The following is a 22,150-nucleotide window of genomic DNA, read 5'->3' on the forward strand; positions in this document are numbered from 1 at the left end:
GAGTGTCAGCGCCGGGCCATGTAGAGGTTCAGCGCCTTGTGCAGCACCCGGTTCAGCGGGAAGTCCCACTCGCCCACGTACTCCACGGCCTCACCGCCCGCGCCCACCTTGAAGCGCAGCAGGCCGAGCAGGTGGTCGGACTCCTCCAAGGTGTCGGTGATGCCCCGGAAGTCGTAGACGTGGGCGCCGAGTTCATGGGCGTCGCACATCATGCGCCACTGCACGGCGTTGCTCGGCTGGACCTCGCGTCTGCGGCTGGTGGAGGCGCCGTAGGAGTACCAGACGTGGCTGCCGACGACCAGCATCGTGGCCGCGGCGAGCACCTCCCCGTCGTGGTGGGCGAGGTACAGCCGCATCCGGTCGGGGTGCTCGGCGGTGAGCGCGTCCCACATGCGCCGGAAGTACGCCGGCGGGCGCGGCAGGAACCGGTCCCGCTCGGCGGTCTCGGCGTACAGCTCGTAGAAGACCGGCAGGTCCTCCGCGCCGCCCCGGACGACCTTCACGCCCGCCTTCTCGGCCTTCTTGACGTTGCGCCGCCACTGCTGGTTCAGGCCGCCGTGGATGTCCTCCAGCGACCGCCCGGCGAACGGGATCTGGCACACGTACCGGGGCTGCCCCGCGGCGAAGCCGCCCTCCCGGCCCGGTTCGGTCCGCCGCCAGCCCATGCGGTGCAGCCGGTCGGCGAGTTCGACGCCGTCCGGTTCGTCCGACGTGGCCGGTACGTCGCGCAGCCGGTGCGCGTCCGGGTCGGCGATCGCGGCCTTCACCGCCTCGGGGCTCCACCGCCGGGTCACCACGGGCGGCCCCATCTTCACCGAGAAGGCGCCGCGGTTCCTGAGGTGGGCCAGCATCGGCTCCAGCCGGTGTTCCAGTCCGGGCGCGTGCCAGTCGATGACCGGGCCCTCGGGCAGGTAGGCCAGGTAGCGCTTCGTCCGGGGCAGCGGGCGCAACAGCACCAGTCCCGCCCCCACCATCCGCCCGTCCGCCTCGAACCACCCGAGGCTCTCGGCCTGCCAGTCGGGCTTCACGTCACCCCAGGACGGCACCTGCATGTGGCTGACCGACGGGCGCTCCGCCACGAAGGAGAGGTGTTCGGCGCGGGAGACGGGGCGGACGGTGAGGCTCATGCGCGGGCTCCTTCGGATCGGTCGTGCGGCCACTGTAAGAGCGCGCCGCCGTCCGCCCCGGTTCCGCTCGCCCACCTGGAGCACCGCCCTGCACCGCCCTGGGCGGCGGGCCGCCATGACGCCAATTAATGCAAGCATGCTTGATTGTTTCCTGGGCCGCTGCCATGCTCCCCCCATGTCCGATCCGACGCCCGTCTTCGACGACCTGCGTGAGGAGAGCGAGCAACTCGACCTGCTGGTGGCCGAGTTGCCCGAGGAGCGGTGGACCCTCGCCACGCCCGCCCCACGCTGGACCCTCGCCCATCAGATCGCCCACCTGCACTGGACGGACCGGGCCGCGCTGCTCGCCGTGACCGACGAGGACGGGTTCGGGGAGATCCTCCGCACGGCCCTGGCGTCACCCGGTTCCTTCGTGGACGAGGCCGCCGACGAAGGCGCCCGGCTCCGGCCCGCCGCACTGCTGGCACGGTGGCGCGAGGGGCGGGCCGCGCTCGACCGGGCGTTGCGGGGCGCTCCCGACGGCAGCCGCTTCCCCTGGTTCGGGCCACCCATGTCGGCCGCCTCCATGGCCACCGGTCGTCTCATGGAGACCTGGGCCCACGGACAGGACGTGGCGGATGCCCTGGGTGTGGTCCGCACACCCACCGACCGGCTCCGGCATGTGGTCCACATCGGGGTACGGGCCCGGGACTTCGCCTTCGCCGCGCGGGGTCTGCCCGTACCGGCGGAGGAGTTCCGCGTCGAGGTGACCGCACCGTCCGGGCGGACGTGGGCCTACGGGCCGCCGGACGCGGCCCAGCGGGTCACCGGCCCCGCCCTCGACCTCTGCCTCCTGGTCACCCAGCGCGCCCACCGCGCCGACCTCGCCCTGTGCGCCGAGGGCCCGGACGCCGACCGCTGGCTCGACGTCGCCCAGGCCTTCGCGGGCCCACCCGGCCCGGGCCGCCCACCGCGGCACACCGCCCCCGGACGCCACCCGGACGAGGGGGTCACCCCATGACCGGGCCGGGCGGGCCCGAACCGGCGGCCGCGGCCGGGGCGCACACGCCCGAGCCGGCGGGCGCGGCCGGGCCGCGTGCGGCGGAACCGGTCGCCCCGCTGCGTGTCGGGAACTTCTCCGGCTTCTACGGGGACCGCTCCGACGCCCTGCGCGAGATGCTCACCGGCGGCGACCTGGATGTCCTCACCGGTGACTACCTCGCCGAACTCACCATGCTCATCCTCGCCCGCGACCGCCTGAAGGACCCGGCCGCCGGGTATGCCCGCACCTTCCTGGCCCGGCTGGAGGAGTGCCTCGGGCTCGCCCACGAACGCGGGGTGCGGATCGTCACCAACGCGGGCGGCCTGCACCCTGCCGGGCTCGCCGGCAGGATACGCGAGCTGGCCGGCCGGCTCGGCGTCCCGGCGCGGGTCGCCCATGTCGAGGGCGACGACCTGGGCGCGGCCCACCCCGGGACCCTCACCGCCCACGCCTACCTCGGCGGCTTCGGCATCGCCGCGTGCCTGCGGGCCGGCGCCGACATCGTGGTCACCGGCCGGGTGACCGACGCGGCGCTCGTCACCGGGCCCGCCGCCGCCCACTTCGGCTGGCACCCCGGTGAGTACGACCGTCTCGCCGGTGCCGTCGTCGCCGGACACGTGCTGGAGTGCGGCACCCAGGCGACCGGAGGCAACTACGCCTTCTTCACCGAGGGCGACGTGCGCCGGCCGGGGTTCCCGGTCGCCGAGATCCACGCCGACGGCAGCAGCGTCATCACCAAGCACCCCGGCACCGGCGGCTTCGTGGACGTGGGCACCGTCACCGCCCAGCTGCTCTACGAGACCGGCGGCGCCCGGTACGCCGGGCCCGACGTCACCGCCCGGCTGGACACCGTACGGCTCGCCGGGGAAGGACCGGACCGGGTGCGGATCGAGGGGGTGCGCGGGGAGGCGCCCCCGCCCACCCTCAAGGTGGGGCTCAACCGGCTCGGCGGCTTCCGCAACGAGGTCGTCTTCGTGCTGACCGGACTGGACGTCGAGGCCAAGGCGGCCCTGGTGCGCGAGCAGCTCGCCGACGCGCTCGCCGCGTCACCGCCCAGCGAGGTCCGATGGGACCTGGTGCGCACCGACCGGGCCGACGCCGGCACCGAGGAGACGGCCAGCGCGCTGCTGCGGCTGGTCGTACGGGACCCGGACCAGCGGGTGGCCGGACGGGCGCTGACCGGGGCCGCCGTGGAGCTGGCACTCGCCAGCTACCCCGGGTTCCACCTGCTGTCCCCGCCCGGGAAGGGCGCCCCGTACGGGGTGTTCGAGGAGGTGTACGTCCCCCATGGGGCCGTGGACCATGTGGCCGTCCTCCATGACGGACGCCGGATAACCGTGGAGCCACCCCATGAGACGCGTCCCCTGGACGCCGTGCCGCCACCGCCGCTCCCGGAACCGCTCCCGCCCGGCCCGGTCCGCCGCGCGCCCCTCGGCCTCGTCGCCGGGGCCCGCAGCGGCGACAAGGGCGGCAACGCCAACGTCGGCGTGTGGGCGCGCACCGACGAGGCCTGGCGGTGGCTCGCGCACACGCTGACCACCGCGTGCCTGCGCCGGCTGCTCCCCGAGGTCCGGGACCTGCCCGTCACCCGGCACGTGCTGCCGAGGCTGCGCGCCGTGAACTTCGTCGTCGAGGGCGTCCTCGGCGCCGGCGTCGCCGCCCAGCACCGCTTCGACCCGCAGGCCAAGGCCCTCGGCGAATGGCTGCGCTCCCGCCACCTGGACATCCCGGAGACCCTGCTGTGACGGTTCTGCGAACGGCCCTCGACCCCACCGGCCCCGACTACCGGGCCCACCGCGAGGCGATGCTCGCCAAACTCGCCGACCTGGACGCCGAACACGCCAAGGCGCTCGCCGGCGGCGGGGAGAAGTACGTCCGGCGGCACCGGGAGCGCGGCAAGCTCCTCGCCCGCGAGCGCGTCGAGCTGCTGCTGGACCCCGACACCCCGTTCCTGGAGCTGTCCCCGCTGGCGGCCTGGGGCAGCGACCATCCCGTCGGCGCCTCCCTGGTCACCGGCATCGGCGTGATCGAGGGCGTGGAGTGCCTGATCACCGCCAACGACCCGACCGTACGCGGCGGCGCCAGCAACCCCTGGAGCCTGCGGAAGGCCCTGCGCGCCAACGACATCGCGCTCGCCAACCGGCTGCCCTGCGTCAGCCTGGTCGAGTCCGGCGGCGCCGACCTGCCCTCCCAGAAGGAGATCTTCATCCCCGGCGGCGCCGTCTTCCGGGACCTCACCCGGCTGTCCGCCGCCGGCATCCCGACGATCGCCGTCGTCTTCGGCAACTCCACCGCCGGCGGCGCCTACGTCCCCGGCATGTCCGACCACGTGATCATGGTCAGGGAACGGTCGAAGGTGTTCCTCGGCGGGCCGCCGCTGGTCAAGATGGCCACCGGCGAGGAGAGCGACGACGAGTCCCTGGGCGGCGCCGAGATGCACGCGCGCGTGTCCGGCCTCGCCGACCACTTCGCCGTGGACGAACGCGACGCCCTGCGCCAGGCCCGGCGGGTCGTCGCCCGCCTCAACCACCGCAAGGCCCACCCCGACCCCGGCCCGGCCGAACCGCCCCGCCACGACCCCGAGGAACTGCTGGGCATCGTCCCCGGCGACCTCAAGGTCCCCTTCGACCCGCGCGAGGTCATCGCCCGGATCGTGGACGCCTCCGACTTCGACGAGTTCAAGCCGCTGTACGGCACCAGTCTGGTCACCGGGTGGGCGGCCCTGCACGGCTACCCCGTCGGCATCCTGGCCAACGCCCAGGGCGTCCTGTTCAGCGCCGAGTCCCAGAAGGCCGCCCAGTTCGTCCAGCTCGCCAACCAGCGCGACATCCCACTGCTCTTCCTGCACAACACCACCGGCTACATGGTCGGCAAGGAGTACGAGCAGGGCGGCATCATCAAGCACGGCGCCATGATGATCAACGCGGTCGCCAACAGCCGCGTCCCCCACCTGTCGGTCCTCATGGGGGCGTCGTACGGCGCCGGGCACTACGGCATGTGCGGCCGGGCCTACGACCCCCGGTTCCTGTTCGCCTGGCCGAGCGCCAAGTCCGCCGTCATGGGCCCGCAGCAGCTCGCCGGGGTGCTGTCGATCGTCGCCCGGCAGTCGGCGGCGGCGAAGGGACAGCCGTACGACGAGGACGCGGACGCGGCGCTGCGCGCCCTGGTGGAGCGGCAGATCGAGGCCGAGTCGCTGCCCATGTTCCTGTCCGGGCGGCTGTACGACGACGGCGTCATCGACCCCCGCGACACCCGCACCGTCCTCGGCCTGTGCCTCTCCGCCCTGCACACCGCCCCCTATGAGGGCGTGCGCGGCGGCTTCGGCGTCTTCCGGATGTGAGGGATCGATCCCGTGATTTCCAGTGTGCTCGTCGCCAACCGGGGCGAGATAGCCTGCCGCGTCTTCCGCACCTGCGCCGCCCTAGGCATCCGCACGGTCGCCGTGCACTCCGACGCCGACGCCGGCGCGCTGCACACGCGCCTCGCCGACACGGCGGTACGGCTGCCGGGCGCGGCGCCCGCCGACACCTACCTGCGCGGCGACCTGATCGTGGCGGCGGCCCTGAGCGCCGGCGCCGACGCCGTGCACCCCGGGTACGGCTTCCTGTCGGAGAACGCCGGCTTCGCGCGCGCCGTGCGGGCCGCCGGCCTGACCTGGATCGGGCCGCCCCCGCGGGCCGTCGAGGCCATGGCGTCCAAGACCCGCGCCAAGGAGCTGATGGGCCTCGCCCCGCTCGACGCGGACCGGGTCACCGACGCCGACCTGCCCGTCCTGGTGAAGGCGGCGGCCGGCGGCGGCGGGCGCGGCATGCGGATCGTGCGCCGCCTGGCTGAGCTGCCGGCCGCGCTGGAGAGCGCCCGCGCGGAGGCCGGCAGCGCCTTCGGCGACGGCGAGGTGTTCGTGGAGCCGTACCTGGAACACGGTCGCCACGTGGAGGTGCAGATCCTCGCCGACACCCACGGCACCGTGTGGCCGCTCGGCACCCGCGACTGCTCCCTCCAGCGCCGCCACCAGAAGGTGATCGAGGAGGCCCCGGCGCCGGGTCTGCCGGCCGCGCTCACCGAGGAGCTCTACGCGCTGGCGGTGCGCGCCGCCCGGTCCGTCTCCTACGTCGGCGCCGGCACGGTCGAGTTCCTGGTCGCCGACGGCCGCGCCCACTTCCTGGAGATGAACACCCGGCTCCAGGTCGAACACCCCGTCACCGAGGAGGTGTTCGGGCTCGACCTGGTCGCCGAGCAGATCCGGATCGCCGAGGGGCACGCCCTGGACACCGAGCCGCCCCCCGCGCGCGGCCACGCCGTCGAGGCCCGCCTGTACGCCGAGGACCCCGCCCGTGACTGGACGCCCCAGACCGGCACCCTGCACCGCCTCGCCGTACCGGCCGGCGTCCGCCTGGACACCGGCTACACCGACGGCGACCCCGTCGGCGTCCACTACGACCCGATGCTCGCCAAGGTCGTCGCCCACGCCCCCACCCGGGCCGAGGCGGTCCGCCGGCTGGCCGGCGCGCTGGACCGGGCCACGGTGCACGGCCCGGTCACCAACCGCGACCTGCTGGTGCGCTCCCTCAGGCACGAGGAGTTCACCTCCGGCCGCATGGACACCGGCTTCTACGACCGCCACCTCGCCGCACTCACCACGCCCGCCCCCGACCCGCACGCCCCCCTGGCCGCCGCTCTCGCCGACGCCCACGGCCGCTCCCGCTTCGGCGGCTGGCGCAACGTGCCGTCGCAGCCCCAGGTGAAGCGGTACGAGCGGGACGGGGAGGAGGTCGAGGTGCGCTACCGGCACACCAGGCAGGGCCTCGCCGCCGACGGGGTGCTGGTGGTGCACGCCGACGCCCGGCTGGTCGTCCTCGACGTGGACGGCGTCCGGCGCCGGTTCGAGGTGGCCCGCTACGGCGACCGGGTCCACGTCGGCGCCACCGCCCTCACCGCCCTGCCCCGCTTCCCCGACCCCGCCGCCCGGCTCGCTCCCGGCTCCCTGCTGGCCCCGATGCCCGGCACGGTCGTACGCGTCGCCGAGGGCCTCGCGGAGGGCGTCACCGTCGAGGCGGGCCAGCCGCTGATCTGGCTGGAGGCGATGAAGATGCAGCACCGCATCTGCGCCCCGGCCGCCGGAACGCTCACCGCCCTGCACGCCAGGCCGGGGCAACAGGTCGAACCGGGCCTGCTGCTCGCCGTCGTCCGCGAATCCGTCGTCCGCGAATCCTAGGAGCGCCATGACCGCCGTCGTCGAAACCGAAGAACACCGGGACCTGCGGTCCGCGGTGGCCGCCCTCGGCCGGCGTTACGGCCGCGACTACCTCACCCGGACCATCGCCGAGGGCCGCCACCCGACCGAACTGTGGTCCGAGGCCGGCGCACTCGGCTACCTCGGCGTCAACCTGCCCGAGGAGTACGGCGGCGGGGGCGGGGGCATCGCCGAACTGTCCATCGTGCTGGAGGAGCTGGGGGCGGCCGGCTCGCCCCTGCTGATGCTCGTCGTCTCACCCGCGATCTGCGGGACGGTGATCTCCCGCTTCGGCACCGAGGAGCAGAAGCGCGCCTGGCTCCCCGGCCTAGCCGCCGGCACCCGCACCATGGCCTTCGGCATCACCGAGCCCGACGCCGGCTCCAACTCGCACCGCATCACCACCACCGCCCGCCGGGACGGCGCCGACTGGCTGCTGACCGGCCGCAAGGTCTTCGTCTCCGGCGTGGACCAGGCGGACGCCACACTCGTCGTCGGCCGCACCGAGGACGCCCGCACCGGCACCCTCAAACCCTGCCTGTTCATCGTGGAGCGCGACGCCGAGGGGTTCGCGCGGCACCCGATCGACATGGAACTGACCGCCGCGGAGAAGCAGTTCGAACTGGTCCTGGACGACGTACGGCTGCCCGCCCAGGCGCTCGTCGGCGACGAGGACGCCGGCCTGCTCCAGCTCTTCGCCGGCCTGAACCCGGAACGGATCATGACGGCCGCGTTCGCGATCGGCATGGGCCGCTACGCGCTCGCCAGGGCCGTCGCCTACGCCCGCGAGCGCACCGTGTGGAAGTCGCCCATCGGCGCCCACCAGGCCGTCGCGCACCCCTTGGCGCAGGCGCACATCAGCCTGGAACTGGCCCGGCTGATGATGCAGAAGGCGGCCCGGTTGTACGACGCGGGCGACGACGCCGGCGCCGGCGAGGCCGCCAACATGGCCAAGTACGCGGCCGCCGAGGCCTGTGTCCAGGCCGTCGACCAGGCCGTGCACACCCTCGGCGGCAACGGGCTCACCCGCGAGTTCGGGCTCGCCTCGCTGGTCACCGCCGCGCGCGTGGCCCGGATCGCCCCGGTCAGCCGGGAGATGATCCTCAACTACGTCTCCCACCAGACCCTGGGCCTGCCCAAGTCGTACTAGGCCCTCCCGCCCGGAAGCGGCCCGGCCGTCGGACCCCCGCCCGCCCCGCCCCACGGCGCCGCGCACGCGACGCCGGCAGCCCAGGGAGCACACATGAGCGCACCGATCGGACGCACGCGCGCGCGTGGCGTCGAGACCCTCAGCCTGGACGCCACCGCCACCCGCAACGCCCTCTCGGCCCCCCTGGTGTCCGCCCTCGCCGAGGCCCTCGCCGGCCTCGGCGAGGACCCCGGCGTCCGGGCCGTGGTCCTCACCCACACCGGTACGACCTTCTGCGCCGGCGCCGACCTGCGCGACCCGCCGGACCCCGACGTCCTGGTGGCGCTGCTGCGGCAGATCGTCGAACTGCCCGCACCGGTCGTCGCCCGCGTCACGGGCCACGTCCGTGCCGGCGGCCTCGGCCTGCTCGCCGCCTGCGACATCGCCGTCGCCGCCACCACGGCCACCTTCGCCTTCACCGAGGTACGCATCGGCGTCGCCCCCGCGCTGATCTCCCTGCCGGTCCTTCCGCGCGCCGACCCCCGCGCCCTCGCCCGCCACTACCTCACCGGCGAGCGCTTCGACCCCGCGGAAGCCGTCCGCACGGGCCTGCTCACGGCGTACGCCGACGACGTGGACGAGGCCCTCGCCCCCGTCCTGGACGGCCTGCGCCGCTCCTCGCCCCAAGCCCTGACCGCGACCAAACGGCTGCTCACGGCTAGGGTGCTGGAGACGTTCGACCGGGACGCGGCGGAACTGACCGCCCTCTCGGCCCGGCTGTTCTCCTCCGCCCACGCCCGGGAGGGGATGACGGCCTTCCTGGAGAGACGGGACGCGGCATGGGTGGTGTGAGTACGACGGAACGCGAGCGCGTGCCCAAGCAGGACCGCAGCCGGGCCACCCGGCAGCGACTCCTGGAGGCCGCCGTGGCCTGCCTCGCCGAACACGGCTGGGCGGGCTCCACGGTCGCCGCCGTGGCCGAACGGGCCGGCGTCTCCCGGGGCGCCGCCCAGCACCACTTCCCCACCCGCGAGGACCTCTTCACCGCCGCCGTCGAGTACGTCGCCGAGGAACGCTCCACCGCCCTCAGGGCCCTCTTCCCCGACGGCCCCGCCGACCGCCGCGCCGTCGTCGCCGCCCTCGTCGACCTCTACACCGGCCCCCTCTTCCGCGCCGCCCTGCACCTGTGGGTCGCCGCCTGCGACGAGGAGCAGCTGCGCCCCCGGGTGACCGAGCTGGAGGCCCGCGTCGGCCGCGAGACCCACCGCATCGCCGTCGAACTCCTCGGCGCCGACGAGACCCGCCCCGGCGTCCGCGAGAGCGTGCAGGGCCTCCTCGACATGGCCCGCGGCCTCGGCCTCGCCAACCTCCTCACCGACGACACCGCCCGCCGGCAGCGGGTCGTCGCCCAGTGGGCCGACCTGCTGGCCGAGAACCTGGGCCGCGACCCCGGCTGACCGGCCCGGACGCACCGCCGGCCCGGGGGGTTACCCTTGGGCCCATGCCTCCGATGCTCGTCCGCCGCCGCCACGTGGACTACGTGCGCGTCACGAGCATGGGCTGTCGGCGCTCCTCCGCCTGACACAGCCCCCTCCTCCCTTCCTCTTCCGGCACCCGGGGGCCGCTCATCACCCCCCCGGCGGCCACCCGTGCCCCGTACACCCCGCGGACGCACCATGACGATCCCCCCGGCGACGACGCACACCCCGGCGCCCCCGTCGTACGACCAGCTCCCGATCATCGACCTCTCGGCGGCCGAGCGCGGCCCCCAGGCCCGCGCCCTGCTCCACGCCCAGCTGCACAGCGCCGCCCACGACGTCGGCTTCTTCCAGCTCATCGGGCACGGCGTGACCCGCGCCGAGACCGACGCCCTGCTCACCGCCATGCGGGCCTTCTTCGCCTTCCCCGAGGCCGACCGGCTCGCCCTGGACAACGTCAACTCCCCGCACTTCCGCGGCTACACCCGCACCGGCGACGAACGCACCGGCGGCTCCCGTGACTGGCGCGACCAGCTCGACATCGGCGCCGAACGCCCCGTCCGCGTCCCCGGCCCCGGCGAACCCCCGTACTGGTGGCTCCAGGGCCCCAACCAGTGGCCGGCCGCCCTGCCCGCCCTGCGCACGGCCGCCCTGACCTGGATCGACCGGCTCAGCGCGGTCGCCCAGCGGCTGCTGCGCGAACTGCTGACGGCCATCGGCGCCCCCGCCGGCTTCTACGACCCGCTGCTCGGCGCCCACGCCCATCCGCACCTCAAGCTCGTCCGCTACCCCGGCAGCGCGGACGACGGCAGCGGCCAGGGCGTCGGCGCCCACAAGGACTACGGCTTCCTCACCCTGCTCCTTCAGGACGCCGTCGGCGGTCTTCAGGTGCAGCGCGAGGACGGCCTCTTCCACGACGTGCCGCCCATCGAGGGCGCCTTCGTCGTCAACCTCGGCGAACTCCTGGAGGTGGCGACCGACGGCTACCTGCTGGCCACCAACCACCGGGTGGTCAGCCCGCCCGGTGCCACCGAGCGGTTCTCCGTCCCGTTCTTCTACAACCCGCGTCTGGACGCGAAGGTCGAACCGCTGCCCTTCCCGCACGCGGCCGAGGCACCCGGCGTCACCGACGACCCGGCCAACCCGCTGCACGCGGAGTACGGCTACAACGAACTGAAGGGCAAGCTACGGGCCCATCCGCTGGTCGCCGCCCGGCACCACGCGGACCTGCTGACCCCGGCGTGACCCGCGCCCCGCGGGGGCGGGACCGCACCGCCGGCCGGCTCCGCCCGCCCCCTAGCGGGCGGTGCCCCCGCCGGCCCCGCCGTCGGCGAGGTCCGCGATGTCGGCGTACCCCCCGACCTCCTGCGGGCGGCGCGGCCCCGGACCCACGTACCGCGCGGAGGGCCGCACCAGCCTGCCCGTCCGCTTCTGCTCCAGGATGTGCGCCGACCACCCCGCGGTCCGCGCGCACGTGAACATCGACGTGAACATGTGCGCCGGCACCTCGGCGAAATCCAGCATGATCGCCGCCCAGAACTCCACGTTCGTGGCGAGCACCCGGTCCGGGCGGCGGTTGTGCAACTCCTCCAGCGCGGCCTTCTCCAGCGCCTCCGCCACCTCGAACCGCGGCGCCCCCAGCTCCCGCGCCGTACGCCGCAGCACGCGCGCCCGCGGGTCCTCGGCCCGGTACACCCGATGCCCGAAGCCCATCAGCCGCTCCCCGCGGTCCAGCGTCCGCCGGACGTACCCCTCCGCGTCCCCCGTCCGCTCGATCTCCTCGATCATCCCGAGCACCCGGGACGGAGCACCGCCGTGCAGCGGCCCGGACATCGCGCCCACCGCGCCCGACAGTGCGGCGGCGACGTCCGCGCCGGTGGAGGCGATGACCCGCGCGGTGAAGGTGGACGCGTTCATGCCGTGCTCGGCGGCGGACGTCCAGTACGCGTCCACGGCGGCGACGTGCTTCGGGTCCGGCTCGCCCCGCCAGCGGATCATGAACCGCTCCACCACCGAGTGCGCCTTGTCGATCTCCCGCTGCGGCACCATCGGCAGTCCCTGCCCGCGCGCGGACTGGGCCACGTAGGACAGGGCCATCACCGCGGCCCGCGCCAGGTCCGCCCGCGCCTGCCGCTCGTCGATGTCCAGCAGCGGCCGCAGGCCCCACACCGGGGCGAGCATCGCCAGCGCCGACTGCACGTCCACCCGGATGTCACCGGAGTGCACCGGGATCGGGAACGGCTCGGCGGGCGGCAGGCCGGGGTTGAACGCGCCGTCGACCAGCAGCCCCCACACGTTCCCGAACGACACGTGCCCGACCAGGTCCTCGATGTCGACGCCCCGGTAGCGCAGGGCGCCGCCCTCCTTGTCGGGTTCGGCGATCTCCGTCTCGAACGCGACGACTCCCTCGAGCCCGGGTACGAAGTCGGACATCTGGCGGCTCCTCGTGATGTGCGGCCGGCGGTCACCCCGGTGATGCCCCGATCGGCGGGTGGTCACCCGTGGTGAACCCCACCGCAAGGGGATCAGCACGATAGCCGCCGGTGCCGGACTTGGGGAGACCGTACGACACCCGGTGCCACGCCCGTCCGATACGGCAAGATGACCGGGTGACCGACCGCGACCCGTTCCCGGACCCCGTCCTCGATCCCGCCGCCATGCGCAAGCAGTACCGGGCCGACGGCCTCGCCGAGGAGGACCTCGCCAGCCACCCCATGGACCAGTTCGCCCGCTGGTTCGAGGAGGCCGCCCGGGCGGCCGTCCACGGCACGCTGTACGAGCCCAACGCGATGGTCGTCTCCACCGTCGACCCGACGGGCCGGCCCAGCTCACGCACGGTCCTGATGAAGCAGTACGACACCGGCGGCTTCGTCTTCTACACCAACTACGACTCGCCCAAGGCCCGCGACCTGGCGCACAACCCGCGCGTCGGCCTGCTCTTCCCCTGGCACCCGCTGGCCCGCCAGGTCATCGTCACCGGCACCGCCCGCCGCACCGGCCGCGACGAGACCGCCGCCTACTTCCGCACCCGCCCGCACGGCTCCCAGCTGGGTGCCTGGGCCAGCGCCCAGTCCACGGTGATCGCCTCCCGCGCCGACCTGGACACCGCCTACACCGCGCTGGAGGCCCGCTACCCCGAGGGCGAGCAGGTGCCGGTCCCGCCCCACTGGGGCGGCTTCCGCGTCGCACCGGAGGCCGTCGAGTTCTGGCAGGGCCGGGAGAACCGCCTGCACGACCGGCTGCGTTACGCCGCCCGGCCGGACGGCACCTGGTACGTGGAGCGGCTCAGTCCCTGACCGGCCGCGGGGCGTGGGGGGACCGGGGCGCCGGGAACGCGGACGACCCGCGGGCTGGGTTCCTCAGGGAGGAGCCGGCCGGACGTACCGGCAGCCCGCGGGTCGGGTGACTGCGTTGGATTGGCCGGCCGCGTGGAGTACACGCCGGTCCGGCACCGCACTGGGTGTGGTGGCGGGCCGCTAGCCCGCAGCCACCTCGCGCGTCCGGGTTTCACTCATGTACCCGATCACCTCCTTTCCTACGTGCCCCCCACCTTAAGAAGGCGAGGCCGGCGGACTCAACTGTTTTTTCCACGGGTCCGCGCGCCGGGACCGCGGAACCTTCCCGGGACGGGAGTTTCCCCTGACAGGCGGGAGGCACGGATGGTAGACGTGCTTGCGTGACCGGACTTCGGATCGTCCCTGTCGACGGCGACGACATGCTCGAACACTGGCTGTACGTCCACAACGCGGTCGTACCCCCCGCCGCGCTGTCCCCGGACGACGCCCGCAGGCGACGGGAGTGGTACCGGCTGACCAACGCCTATCTCGGCGACGTGATCGTCGGGTGTTCCACCGTCCGCCCCCCGTCCGGCCCGGACGGCGTGGCGACCGTCATCGCGCGCGTGCTGCCCGCCTTCCGGGGGCGCGGGTTCGGCACGGCGATGTGGCAGGACGGGCACGCGCGGGCGCGCGCGCTGGGCGCCGAGGTGATCGAGACGTGCGTGCTCGCGGCTAACGAGGACGGGCTGCGGTTCGCGCTGCGCCAGGGGTTCGTGGAGGTCGAGCGGTACGTGCTGGAGGGGGCGCCGGACGAGTGGGTGGATCTGCGGCTCCCGCCGGGCGGCCCCGGGGATTGATTGCCGCAATCTTGCGGGAACAGGATGTGGGCTGTGTCACGTTCCAGTTGAATGAAGGCCAGTGAGCGGACCGAGCGCCGTACGTGCGCGGACGCAGCCTCCAGGGGGTCCAGGTGAGTGCTTCGCGGCGGAGTGGGACCACGGACGAGCTGGGGCCGGACGAGCCCGGTGAGCCCCAGGGCTCCGACCTGCTCGCCGCGCTGCTGGACGGCATGGACGCGGCCCTGTGCGCCTTCGACGCCGACGGCGTGGTCACCCACTGGAACCGGGAGGCCGAGCGCATCCTCGGCTGGACAGCCGGCGAGGCGGTCGGCCGGCACGGTTTCGCCGGCTGGGCGGTGCGCAGCGCCGACGCCGAGGACGTGCACGCCCGGCTGATGTCGGTGATGCGGGCGCCCGGCCGCCAGGTGCACGAGTTCGCGCTGGTGACCAAGGACGGCGGCCGGGTGCTGGTGCGGACCCAGTCCGCCGCCGTACGGGGACCCGACGGTGAACCGGCGGGCGTGTACTGCGCGTTCAGCGAGGTGCACGCGCAGATCGACCTGGAGCGGTCCATCGCGCTGAGCGAGGCGCTCTTCGAGAACGCGTCCTGGGGGGTCGTCCTGGTCGACGCCGACCTGCGGCCCGCCGTGGTCAACGCGCACGCGGCGCGGGCCCTGGGCGTGGGGCGGACCTCGGTGCTGGGGCGTCCGCTGGGCGAGCTGCTCGGGCGGGGTGTGGAGGAACTGGAGGCCGCCCTCACCCACGTCCTGGCCGAGGGGGCACCGCCCGCCCCCGCCGACCTGTGGGTCGGCGTGCGCACCCCGGAGGGCGAGAAACGGCGCTGCTGGCGCAGCGGGTTCCTGCGGCTGGCCTCCCCCCTCGCGGAGGAGCCGGTGCCGCTCGGCGTGGCCTGGCTGTTCCAGGACGTCACCGAGGCCCGGCAGGGCGAGCAGGAGACCGCCCTGCTGCGGTTCCGGGCCAACCAGTTGCACCGGGCGGCCCGGGCCGCGGCCGAGTGCGACGACCCGGCGGAGGCGGCCACCGTCCACCTGGACTTCGCCCTCGCCGGCTTCGCCGACCACGCGCTCGTCGACCGGGTGGCGGGCGGCCCCGACACGGGCGGCCCGGACGCGGAGGGCGAGGGGACGCAGGGTCCGGTCCGGCTGGTACGGGTCGCCGCCACGCCCGCCGGCGCGCCGGGCCCGAGCGTGCCGACGGGCGCGGCCGGACTGCCCGTGCGGTACGCGGAGGGGCATCCGGCGCTCCAGTGCGTGGATCGGGCCGGGATCGTGCGCGCGGACGCCGGGTCGGTGCCGGCGGAGAAGGCGCGGGAGTGGGCGCTGGAGCGCCGGTGGCCCGGCGACGCGGTGCACGCGCTCTGCGCGGTGCTGCGCAGCCGGGGGCGGACGCTGGGCGTGGTGACGTTCCTGCGCGGGGCCGGCCGCCACCGCTTCGAGCGGTCCGACACGGCCTACGCGGAGGACGTGGCCGTACGGATCGCGGCGGCCCTGGACCTGGCGGAGGCGCTGCGGGGGCGGCCGGAGGAGCGGGGACCGGCTCAGCGACGGTAGAAGATCCGGTCGCCGTACTCGTCCATCACCCGGGTGTTCCAGTCGTGTCCGCCGTCAACGTTGCCCGAGCGCAGCAGCGGCGGTTCGAGGCCGCGTTCGGCGAGGGCCGCGGCGGCGGTCGCCATCACGGCCTGCACGAGGGCGGTGGTGACGACCGTGGAGGCGGGGGCGAAGGCCGCCGGGATGGTGTCGAGGGTGAGTTCCGCGTCCCCGACGGCGATCTTGGAGTCGAGGACGATGTCGCAGTGGTCCTTCAGGAAGGTGCCGGAGGCGTGCCGGGAGGTGGTGTCCGTGGCGTAGGCGACGGAGGTCACGCCGATGACCTTCACACCGCGGGCCCGGGCGCCCAGGGCCATCTCCACGGGCAGCGCGTTGCGGCCGGACAGGGAGATGATCAGCAGGGCGTCGCCGGCGCGGACCGGTGAGGTGGCGAGGACGGCGCCCGCGAGGCCGTCGACGCGCTCCAGGGCGGAGCCGAGGGTGGCGGGGATGACGTCCACGCCGACGACACCGGGGACGGCGAGCAGGTTCATCAGGGCCAGGCCGCCCGCGCGGTAGACGACGTCCTGGGCGGCGAGGGAGGAGTGTCCGGCGCCGAACGCGAACAGGCGGCCACCGGCCGCGACGGTGTCGGCGAGCAGGGCGCCGGCGGCGGTGATCGCGCCGGCCTCCTCGTCCCGGACCCGGCGCAGCAGGCCGGCGGCGGCGTCGAAGAACAGGTCGGCAGGCGTGCCGTCGCTCATGCGGTGCCCCTTCGCAGCGTCTGTGTCGCGGATCACCGTGCGGTCTGGACCAGTGCGGTGTCAATACGGCCGACGGCGCCGGTGCCGGTCCCGTCCGGGACCGGGCGGGCTCCCGTTTCGGCGGCGCCGCACGCTTGTCAGTGGGATCCGGCAGAATTGGGTCCAGGGCCAGCGCACGCGTCGGGCTGCCGGCTGAGGTAATCGAGGGGCACGTATGTCCGGACTGATCGACACCACGGAGATGTATCTCCGCACCATCCTCGAACTCGAAGAGGAAGGCGTAGTCCCCATGCGCGCCCGCATCGCGGAGCGGCTGGACCAGAGCGGGCCGACGGTGAGCCAGACGGTGGCGCGGATGGAGCGCGACGGCCTGGTCTCCGTGGCCAGCGACCGGCACCTGGAGCTGACGGACGAGGGGCGCCGGCTGGCGACGCGCGTGATGCGCAAGCACCGGTTGGCCGAATGCCTCCTCGTGGACGTGATCGGCCTGGAGTGGGAGCAGGTGCACGCGGAGGCGTGCCGCTGGGAGCACGTGATGAGCGAGGCGGTGGAGCGCCGCGTGCTGGAGCTGCTGCGGCACCCGACCGAGTCGCCGTACGGCAACCCCATCCCGGGCCTGGAGGAGCTGGGCGAGAAGGACGGGGCGGAGGCGTTCCTCGACGAGAGCATGGTGTCGCTGGCCGACCTGGACCCGGGCACGGACGGCAAGACGGTCGTCGTGCGCCGCATCGGTGAGCCCATCCAGACGGACGCGCAGCTGATGTACACGCTGCGGCGGGCGGGCGTGCAGCCCGGTTCGGTGGTGAGCGTCACCGAGTCGCCGGGCGGCGTGCTGGTGGGCAGTGGTGGCGAGGCGGCCGAGCTGGAGGCGGACGTCGCCTCCCATGTGTTCGTGGCCAAGCGCTGAGACGGGAGAGGACCCCGGCGCCGTGCGGCGCCGGGGTCCGTCCTCCCCTGTGCTGACCCGGAGCCCCGAGCTCCCAGGGTCATTTCCCCTCGGACCGTTTTTCCCCGAGCGGTCCGCCTCCTGACAGAAGAGATCCCCTCGGCCGTGGCGATCATTCCTTGGGGGGCGTCACTCGAATGAGGGGTGTTGTCCGCAGAGACGGAGTTTTCGAATAAGTATTCGATAGCTTGGAACAACTGGACGACGAGGCAGGCGGAGCTGGGGGGTACCAGGCCGATGGCAGGGCGTATCGACGTGACGGGAGCGGGCGGAGTGCGCCTGGCCGCCTGGGAGTTCGCGGACCCTCCGAAGCCGGGCCCGCGGGAGCCGGCGGGGGAGCCGGGCGCGGAGGCGCAACCGGACACTCCGGGCGTGCTGTTACTCCACGGCCTGATGGGCCGCGCCTCCCACTGGGCGGCCACCGCCCGCTGGCTCGCCGGGCGCCACCGCGCCGTGGCCCTCGACCAACGCGGCCACGGCCGGAGCGAGAAGCCCGCCCCGGCCGCCTACACCCGCGAGGCCTACGTCGAGGACGCCGAGGCCGCCGTCGAACAGCTCGGTCTCGGCCCGGTCCTCCTCGTCGGCCACGCCATGGGCGCCCTCACCGCCTGGCAGCTCGCCGCCAAACGCCCCGACCTGGTGCGCGGGCTGATCATCTGCGACATGCGGGCCTCCGCGCTCGGCGCCGCCTCCCAACGCGAATGGACCGAATGGTTCCGGTCCTGGCCCCTGCCTTTCGCCAGCCTCGCCGACGTCCGGGCCTGGTTCGGCGAGCACGACCCCTGGGTGGAGCGGCCGAACCCCGCGCGCGGGGCGTTCTACGCCGAGGTGATGCGTGAGTGCGAGGACGGCTGGCGGCCGGTCTTCGAGCCGGAGCAGATGCTCAGCTCCCGCGAGGCCTGGGTGTACGACGCCCACTGGGAGGAACTGGCCCAGGTCCGGTGCCCCGCGCTCGTCGTCCGCGGCCTCGACGGCGAACTCGGCCGCGCCGAGGCCCAGGAGATGGTCCGGGTCCTGCCCCGCGGTGTCTACGCCGAGGTGCCCGACGCCGGCCACCTCGCCCACTACGACCACCCGGAATCCTGGCGCGCCGCGGTCGAACCCTTCCTCGGCCGCGTCCTCACCGGCTGACCGGTCACCTCTCGTCCCCGGGCGGCCGCCCGCCCGTCCCCACAGTGAGGATCCCGCATGAGCACCCGGACCCAGGAGGACTTCCTCAGGGCGTTCCACGCCGAACGGCCGGCGGTGACCACCGAGGTGTTCGCCGCGGCCCGCGCCGCCGGCGCCCGCACCGGCTACGAGGCCCTGCGGGACCGTGTCACCGGCCGCCGGCGGGTCCTGGACCTCGGCTGCGGTGACGGCCTGCTGCTGGAGCTGCTGGCCGGCGCCCCGGGCCGCGAGCTCGCCGGGGCCGACCTCTCGCACCGGTCGCTGTCCCTGGCCCGCCGCCGGCCGGCGCTGTCCGGGACGGCGCTGGTGGAGGCCCGGGCGCAGCGGCTCCCGTTCCGTACCGGCGCGTTCGACGCCTGCGTCTCGCACATGGCGCTGATGCTGATGGCCGACCTGGACCAGGTCCTCGCCGAACTGTCCCGGGTGCTGGCCCCGGGCGCCCTGCTGACCTGCGCCATCGGCGCCGGCGGTGGTGGGACGGCGTACGAGCTGTTCACCGAGCTGCTGCATCCTGCGGTCGACGGGGCGCCCGCCGACCGCAGGATGCCGGCGCTGGGCGACCGCCGGGCCCGCGACCCGAGTCGCTGGGAGCGCTGCTCACCACGGCCGGCTTCACCGGCGAGCCCCAGTGGGAGACGGTGACGGTCGACCTGGGCGGGCCGCCCGAGCGGGTCTGGCGGGCACTGTCCGGCATGTACGACCTCGCCGCGCTGGACGCGGAGGCGCTGGCCGCGCTGGAGCGGTCCTTCCTCACCCGCGCCCCCACTGGCGCACACCTGGACTGCCACTTCCGGCTACGCGTACTGACCACCCGCCGCCCCTGACCGACACACCCCGCCGACCCCGACTCCCCGGGAAACGACAGGGCCCCACTCCACGAACACCGACACCGGACACCCCTGACCCGAGACGATCCCCACCGGGGCGGCCCGGCGCGGCGCGGGGCGGCGTGGCCCGGCCCGTCGCGGTCCGGCCGGGCCCGGCGGGGTCCGACCCGGCGCGGCCCGCCGGATCGGGCGCAGGGTGCCACCGGTCCGCCCCGGGAGGGATCGGCATCGTTCCCCCGTAGCCCGCGGCCGCCCGGCGTGATGCCCGGGACGGACCGGTCGGGGTCAGCGGTCCCGGCCGCAGGCGTAGGTGAGCGGGGAGATCAGTTCCTCCGCGTCCGGCAGCCAGCGGTTCGCCGGGGTGGGCCGGCGGGCCCACTGCACGGCACCCCGGGAGCCGACCCGGGTCGGCGGCGCGGCCACGTACGCGCCCTCGCCCAGCGCGAGGAGGTCCAGCGAGGACAGCGACCACCCGAGCTTCCGCACCAGGTCCGGGACCTTCGCACCGGCGCCCGGCAGCACGAAGAAGTGCATCCGCCGGTCGGGGGTCAGCGTGACCGGCCCGAGCGTCAGTCCCATCCGCTCCATCCGGGCGAGGGCCAGGAACCCCGTGCTCTCCGGGACGGACAGCGTGTCGAACGTCCGTCCCGTCGGCAGCAGGATCGACGCCGTCGGCTGCTCCTGCCACATCCGGCGCACGACGGTCGCGCTGCCGGTCGCCCGGTCCGCCCAGTCGGGGCGCGCGGGGTGCGCACCCGGCGCAGGACAGGAGAAGTCCCGGCACGAGCAGTGCGGCACCCCGTCGACCGCTTCCAGCCAGCTCCCCGGAACCACGTCCCAGTGCCGGTCCTCGGCGTACCGCACGGCGGTCTCCAGCAGCGATTCCCCCCGCTGCTGCGGAACGTGACCGGCAGTCTGAGTGTCCTGGGCGCCCGCGATCGTCTCTTCCACGTCCCTCTCAACTCCCTCACCCACCCGGGGTTACGGCTCCGGCGCGCGCGGGGGAGGAGCACCGGTCCGGCAGTCGGGGCGCATGGGTGCACGTGCGGGGGCGCGCGGGAGGAAGCGAGACGTGGGGTGGGTAGCCAGGAAGGGGGAGGGCAACCGTCGTTACCCCGGCAAAACGCACATGTCGTGCATTGACGGTATGTCAGCTGGGCAGTGATCTTCCCGGCCTGAACTTCACGCTCCAGGGGATCGCAACGCAGGGGGTAGCACATGGCCGCAAGGCCGCTCGTGGCGAGGCAGCCGAACGAACGCCTCCAGACACTCATCCAGGAAGCGGGGTGCTCGAACGCCGGGCTGGCCCGGCGGGTCAACATGTGCGGGGCCGAGCACGGTCTCGACCTGCGCTACGACAAGACGTCCGTGGCCCGCTGGCTGCGCGGCCAGCAGCCGCGGGGCCGGGCGCCGGCGATCATCGCCGAGGCGCTCGGGCGCAAGCTCGGCCGTACGGTCACGATCGACGAGATCGGCATGGCCAACGGCAAGAACCTCGCCTCGGGGGTCGGCCTCCAGTTCTCGCCGACGGTACTGGGAGCCATCGAGCAGGTCTGCGAGCTGTGGCGCAGCGACGTGGGGCGCCGGGACTTCCTGTCCGGCTCCTCCGTCGCCGCCTCCGCGCTGGTCGAACCGAGCCGCGACTGGCTGATCTCGGCACCGGACGCCCAGGTGGCCCGGCAGGCCGGCCCGCGCGTGGGCCAGTCGGACGTCGCCGCCGTACGGGCCATGACCCAGTCGCTGACCGACCTCGACCACCAGTACGGCAGCGGGCACGTGCGCCCGGTCGTCGTGCACTATCTGAACAGCGTGGTCTCGGGACTGCTCGCCGGCTCCTACCGGGAGGCCGTCGGGCGGGAACTGTTCGCGGCCGTCGCCCGGTTGACCGAGCTGGCCGGGTACATGGCGGTCGACACCGGCCAACCGGGCCTCGCCCAGCGGTACTACATCCAGTCGCTCCGGCTCGCCCAGGCCGCCGGGGACCGCGGTTACGGCGGTTACGTCCTCGCCGCCTCCATGAGCCACCTCGCCGCGCAGCTCGGGAACCCGCGCGAGATCGCCCAGTTGGCGCGGGCGGCCCAGGAAGGGGCGCGCGGGCAGGTGACCCCGCGCGCGGAGGCGATGTTCCACGCGGCCGAGGCGCGCGGGCACGCCCTCCTCGGCGACGTGCGCGCGGCGCAGGCGTCCACCGGGCGGGCGGTCGCCGCGATGGAGCGGGCGGACGGCTCCCGCGGTGACGACCCGGTGTGGATCCGGCACTTCGACGAGGCGTACCTCGCCGACGAGCTGGCGCACTGCCACCGTGACCTGGGACAGCCGGAGCAGGCGGCACGGTACGCCGAGCAGTCGCTGACCGGGCACCCGGAGTCCCGTGCCCGCCGGCGCGCCATCGGCTACGTGCTGCTGGCCACGGCCCAGGTGCAGCAGCGCGAGATCGAACAGGCCTGCACCACGGGCATGAAGGCGGTCGAGCTGCTGGAGACCCTGCGGTCCAACCGGGGCGCCGAGTACCTCGACGACCTCCAGCAGCGGCTGGAGCCGTTCGGGGACGAGGCGGTGGTGCGGGAGTTCGGGGCGCGCCTGGAACTGCCGCAGGCCGCGTGAACACCCGCCCGGCCGGCGGGTGAACGGACGGCGAACGGCGCCGGGCACCCACCCGGCGCCGTCGCGGGACGCCGCTGTTACCGCCGTCACAGGAAAGGAGGTTGCGTCCTGAGCTGCGTGGCACCCGGCTCGGGGGACCCGGTAGCGTGAGCCGACGATTCACAAGGTCCCCCATTAGTAGGAG

Annotated in this window: 20 protein-coding genes; 16 read left to right on the forward strand and 4 right to left on the reverse strand. The window is 74.4% G+C overall.

The window, feature by feature from the left end:
* Positions 1-5: 5 nt before the first annotated feature.
* Complete coding sequence (locus ACIQVT_RS15045; RefSeq protein ID WP_403752285.1) at positions 6-1,127, reverse strand: lipid II:glycine glycyltransferase FemX; 1,122 nt, start codon at positions 1,125-1,127, stop codon at positions 6-8.
* Positions 1,128-1,302: 175 nt separating this feature from the next.
* Between ACIQVT_RS15045 and ACIQVT_RS15050 the strand changes: the two genes are divergently transcribed.
* The 8 genes from ACIQVT_RS15050 (at position 1,303) to ACIQVT_RS15085 (ending at position 11,233) form a co-directional block, all read left to right on the forward strand.
* Entirely contained in the window at positions 1,303-2,127 is an 825-nt protein-coding gene (locus tag ACIQVT_RS15050; RefSeq protein WP_403752288.1) for a TIGR03084 family metal-binding protein, read from the forward strand.
* On the forward strand, positions 2,124-3,893 hold the full coding sequence (locus ACIQVT_RS15055) for an acyclic terpene utilization AtuA family protein (protein WP_403752291.1): 1,770 nt from the start codon (positions 2,124-2,126) through the stop codon (positions 3,891-3,893). Before ACIQVT_RS15050 ends, ACIQVT_RS15055 begins: the two co-directional genes overlap by 4 nt.
* On the forward strand, positions 3,890-5,488 hold the full coding sequence (locus ACIQVT_RS15060) for an acyl-CoA carboxylase subunit beta (protein WP_403752294.1): 1,599 nt from the start codon (positions 3,890-3,892) through the stop codon (positions 5,486-5,488). Before ACIQVT_RS15055 ends, ACIQVT_RS15060 begins: the two co-directional genes overlap by 4 nt.
* A gap of 12 nt (positions 5,489-5,500) precedes the next feature.
* Positions 5,501-7,363, forward strand: coding sequence for an acetyl/propionyl/methylcrotonyl-CoA carboxylase subunit alpha (locus ACIQVT_RS15065; RefSeq protein ID WP_403752297.1), 1,863 nt, complete (start codon positions 5,501-5,503; stop codon positions 7,361-7,363).
* Positions 7,364-7,370: 7 nt separating this feature from the next.
* Positions 7,371-8,531: an acyl-CoA dehydrogenase family protein gene (locus tag ACIQVT_RS15070; protein ID WP_403752300.1), complete on the forward strand. Its 1,161-nt coding sequence runs from the start codon at positions 7,371-7,373 to the stop codon at positions 8,529-8,531.
* Positions 8,532-8,624: 93 nt separating this feature from the next.
* Positions 8,625-9,362 (forward strand): enoyl-CoA hydratase family protein, encoded by a 738-nt coding sequence (locus ACIQVT_RS15075; protein WP_403752303.1) that lies wholly within the window; start codon positions 8,625-8,627, stop codon positions 9,360-9,362.
* The gene (locus ACIQVT_RS15080; protein WP_403752305.1) at positions 9,350-9,967 is read left to right on the forward strand and encodes a TetR/AcrR family transcriptional regulator; all 618 of its coding nucleotides are present in this window, start codon (positions 9,350-9,352) and stop codon (positions 9,965-9,967) included. The genes ACIQVT_RS15075 and ACIQVT_RS15080 overlap by 13 nt, the downstream gene beginning before the upstream one ends.
* Before the next feature lie 219 nt (positions 9,968-10,186).
* Positions 10,187-11,233: an isopenicillin N synthase family dioxygenase gene (locus ACIQVT_RS15085; protein WP_403752308.1), complete on the forward strand. Its 1,047-nt coding sequence runs from the start codon at positions 10,187-10,189 to the stop codon at positions 11,231-11,233.
* A gap of 51 nt (positions 11,234-11,284) precedes the next feature.
* Here ACIQVT_RS15085 and ACIQVT_RS15090 read toward each other — a convergent pair whose 3' ends face one another.
* Complete coding sequence (locus tag ACIQVT_RS15090) at positions 11,285-12,421, reverse strand: citrate synthase 2 (protein ID WP_403752311.1); 1,137 nt, start codon at positions 12,419-12,421, stop codon at positions 11,285-11,287.
* A 176-nt stretch (positions 12,422-12,597) separates the two neighbouring features.
* Between ACIQVT_RS15090 and pdxH the strand changes: the two genes are divergently transcribed.
* The 3 genes from pdxH (at position 12,598) to ACIQVT_RS15105 (ending at position 15,676) form a co-directional block, all read left to right on the forward strand.
* Positions 12,598-13,284, forward strand: a complete 687-nt coding sequence (pdxH, locus tag ACIQVT_RS15095; RefSeq protein WP_403752314.1) for a pyridoxamine 5'-phosphate oxidase — start codon at positions 12,598-12,600, stop codon at positions 13,282-13,284.
* Between the two features lie 380 nt (positions 13,285-13,664).
* Positions 13,665-14,123, forward strand: a complete 459-nt coding sequence (locus tag ACIQVT_RS15100; RefSeq protein WP_403752317.1) for a GNAT family N-acetyltransferase — start codon at positions 13,665-13,667, stop codon at positions 14,121-14,123.
* Between the two features lie 113 nt (positions 14,124-14,236).
* Positions 14,237-15,676, forward strand: coding sequence for a PAS domain-containing protein (locus ACIQVT_RS15105; RefSeq protein ID WP_403752320.1), 1,440 nt, complete (start codon positions 14,237-14,239; stop codon positions 15,674-15,676).
* On the opposite strand, the gene ACIQVT_RS15110 is transcribed toward ACIQVT_RS15105, so the two are convergent.
* On the reverse strand, positions 15,664-16,419 hold the full coding sequence (locus ACIQVT_RS15110) for an SIS domain-containing protein (RefSeq protein ID WP_403752323.1): 756 nt from the start codon (positions 16,417-16,419) through the stop codon (positions 15,664-15,666). The genes ACIQVT_RS15105 and ACIQVT_RS15110 overlap by 13 nt on opposite strands.
* A 214-nt stretch (positions 16,420-16,633) precedes the next feature.
* Here ACIQVT_RS15110 and ACIQVT_RS15115 point away from each other — a divergent pair, with 214 nt between their 5' ends.
* From ACIQVT_RS15115 to ACIQVT_RS15130, 4 genes are all read left to right on the forward strand, one after another.
* Entirely contained in the window at positions 16,634-17,326 is a 693-nt protein-coding gene (locus ACIQVT_RS15115; RefSeq protein ID WP_392198919.1) for a metal-dependent transcriptional regulator, read from the forward strand.
* A 276-nt stretch (positions 17,327-17,602) separates the two neighbouring features.
* Positions 17,603-18,496 carry an alpha/beta fold hydrolase gene (locus ACIQVT_RS15120; protein ID WP_403752327.1) on the forward strand — a complete coding sequence of 298 codons (894 nt, stop codon included), beginning with the start codon at positions 17,603-17,605 and terminating at the stop codon, positions 18,494-18,496.
* 57 nt (positions 18,497-18,553) lie between these two features.
* Entirely contained in the window at positions 18,554-19,177 is a 624-nt protein-coding gene (locus ACIQVT_RS15125; protein WP_403752330.1) for a class I SAM-dependent methyltransferase, read from the forward strand.
* Positions 19,174-19,359 carry a hypothetical protein gene (locus ACIQVT_RS15130; RefSeq protein ID WP_403752333.1) on the forward strand — a complete coding sequence of 62 codons (186 nt, stop codon included), beginning with the start codon at positions 19,174-19,176 and terminating at the stop codon, positions 19,357-19,359. Before ACIQVT_RS15125 ends, ACIQVT_RS15130 begins: the two co-directional genes overlap by 4 nt.
* A gap of 288 nt (positions 19,360-19,647) precedes the next feature.
* On the opposite strand, the gene ACIQVT_RS15135 is transcribed toward ACIQVT_RS15130, so the two are convergent.
* Positions 19,648-20,313 carry a bifunctional DNA primase/polymerase gene (locus tag ACIQVT_RS15135; protein WP_403752335.1) on the reverse strand — a complete coding sequence of 222 codons (666 nt, stop codon included), beginning with the start codon at positions 20,311-20,313 and terminating at the stop codon, positions 19,648-19,650.
* A 267-nt stretch (positions 20,314-20,580) separates the two neighbouring features.
* Here ACIQVT_RS15135 and ACIQVT_RS15140 point away from each other — a divergent pair, with 267 nt between their 5' ends.
* Positions 20,581-21,966, forward strand: coding sequence for a transcriptional regulator (locus tag ACIQVT_RS15140; protein ID WP_403752337.1), 1,386 nt, complete (start codon positions 20,581-20,583; stop codon positions 21,964-21,966).
* The last annotated feature ends 184 nt before the right edge of the window (positions 21,967-22,150 follow it).

The organism is Streptomyces sp. NPDC100445 (assembly GCF_044759735.1).
Lineage (GTDB): Bacteria > Actinomycetota > Actinomycetes > Streptomycetales > Streptomycetaceae > Streptomyces.

What these genes read in the sequence shown, in the direction of transcription:
- ACIQVT_RS15045 (WP_403752285.1), bottom strand. Translation starts at nt 1,127, where the DNA reads ATGAGCCTCACCGTCCGCCCCGTCTCCCGCGCCGAACACCTCTCCTTC.
- ACIQVT_RS15050 (WP_403752288.1), top strand. Translation starts at nt 1,303, where the DNA reads ATGTCCGATCCGACGCCCGTCTTCGACGACCTGCGTGAGGAGAGCGAG.
- ACIQVT_RS15055 (WP_403752291.1), top strand. Translation starts at nt 2,124, where the DNA reads ATGACCGGGCCGGGCGGGCCCGAACCGGCGGCCGCGGCCGGGGCGCAC.
- ACIQVT_RS15070 (WP_403752300.1), top strand. Translation starts at nt 7,371, where the DNA reads ATGACCGCCGTCGTCGAAACCGAAGAACACCGGGACCTGCGGTCCGCG.
- ACIQVT_RS15075 (WP_403752303.1), top strand. Translation starts at nt 8,625, where the DNA reads ATGAGCGCACCGATCGGACGCACGCGCGCGCGTGGCGTCGAGACCCTC.
- ACIQVT_RS15080 (WP_403752305.1), top strand. Translation starts at nt 9,350, where the DNA reads ATGGGTGGTGTGAGTACGACGGAACGCGAGCGCGTGCCCAAGCAGGAC.
- ACIQVT_RS15085 (WP_403752308.1), top strand. Translation starts at nt 10,187, where the DNA reads ATGACGATCCCCCCGGCGACGACGCACACCCCGGCGCCCCCGTCGTAC.
- ACIQVT_RS15090 (WP_403752311.1), bottom strand. Translation starts at nt 12,421, where the DNA reads ATGTCCGACTTCGTACCCGGGCTCGAGGGAGTCGTCGCGTTCGAGACG.
- ACIQVT_RS15110 (WP_403752323.1), bottom strand. Translation starts at nt 16,419, where the DNA reads ATGAGCGACGGCACGCCTGCCGACCTGTTCTTCGACGCCGCCGCCGGC.
- ACIQVT_RS15115 (WP_392198919.1), top strand. Translation starts at nt 16,634, where the DNA reads ATGTCCGGACTGATCGACACCACGGAGATGTATCTCCGCACCATCCTC.
- ACIQVT_RS15120 (WP_403752327.1), top strand. Translation starts at nt 17,603, where the DNA reads ATGGCAGGGCGTATCGACGTGACGGGAGCGGGCGGAGTGCGCCTGGCC.
- ACIQVT_RS15125 (WP_403752330.1), top strand. Translation starts at nt 18,554, where the DNA reads ATGAGCACCCGGACCCAGGAGGACTTCCTCAGGGCGTTCCACGCCGAA.
- ACIQVT_RS15140 (WP_403752337.1), top strand. Translation starts at nt 20,581, where the DNA reads ATGGCCGCAAGGCCGCTCGTGGCGAGGCAGCCGAACGAACGCCTCCAG.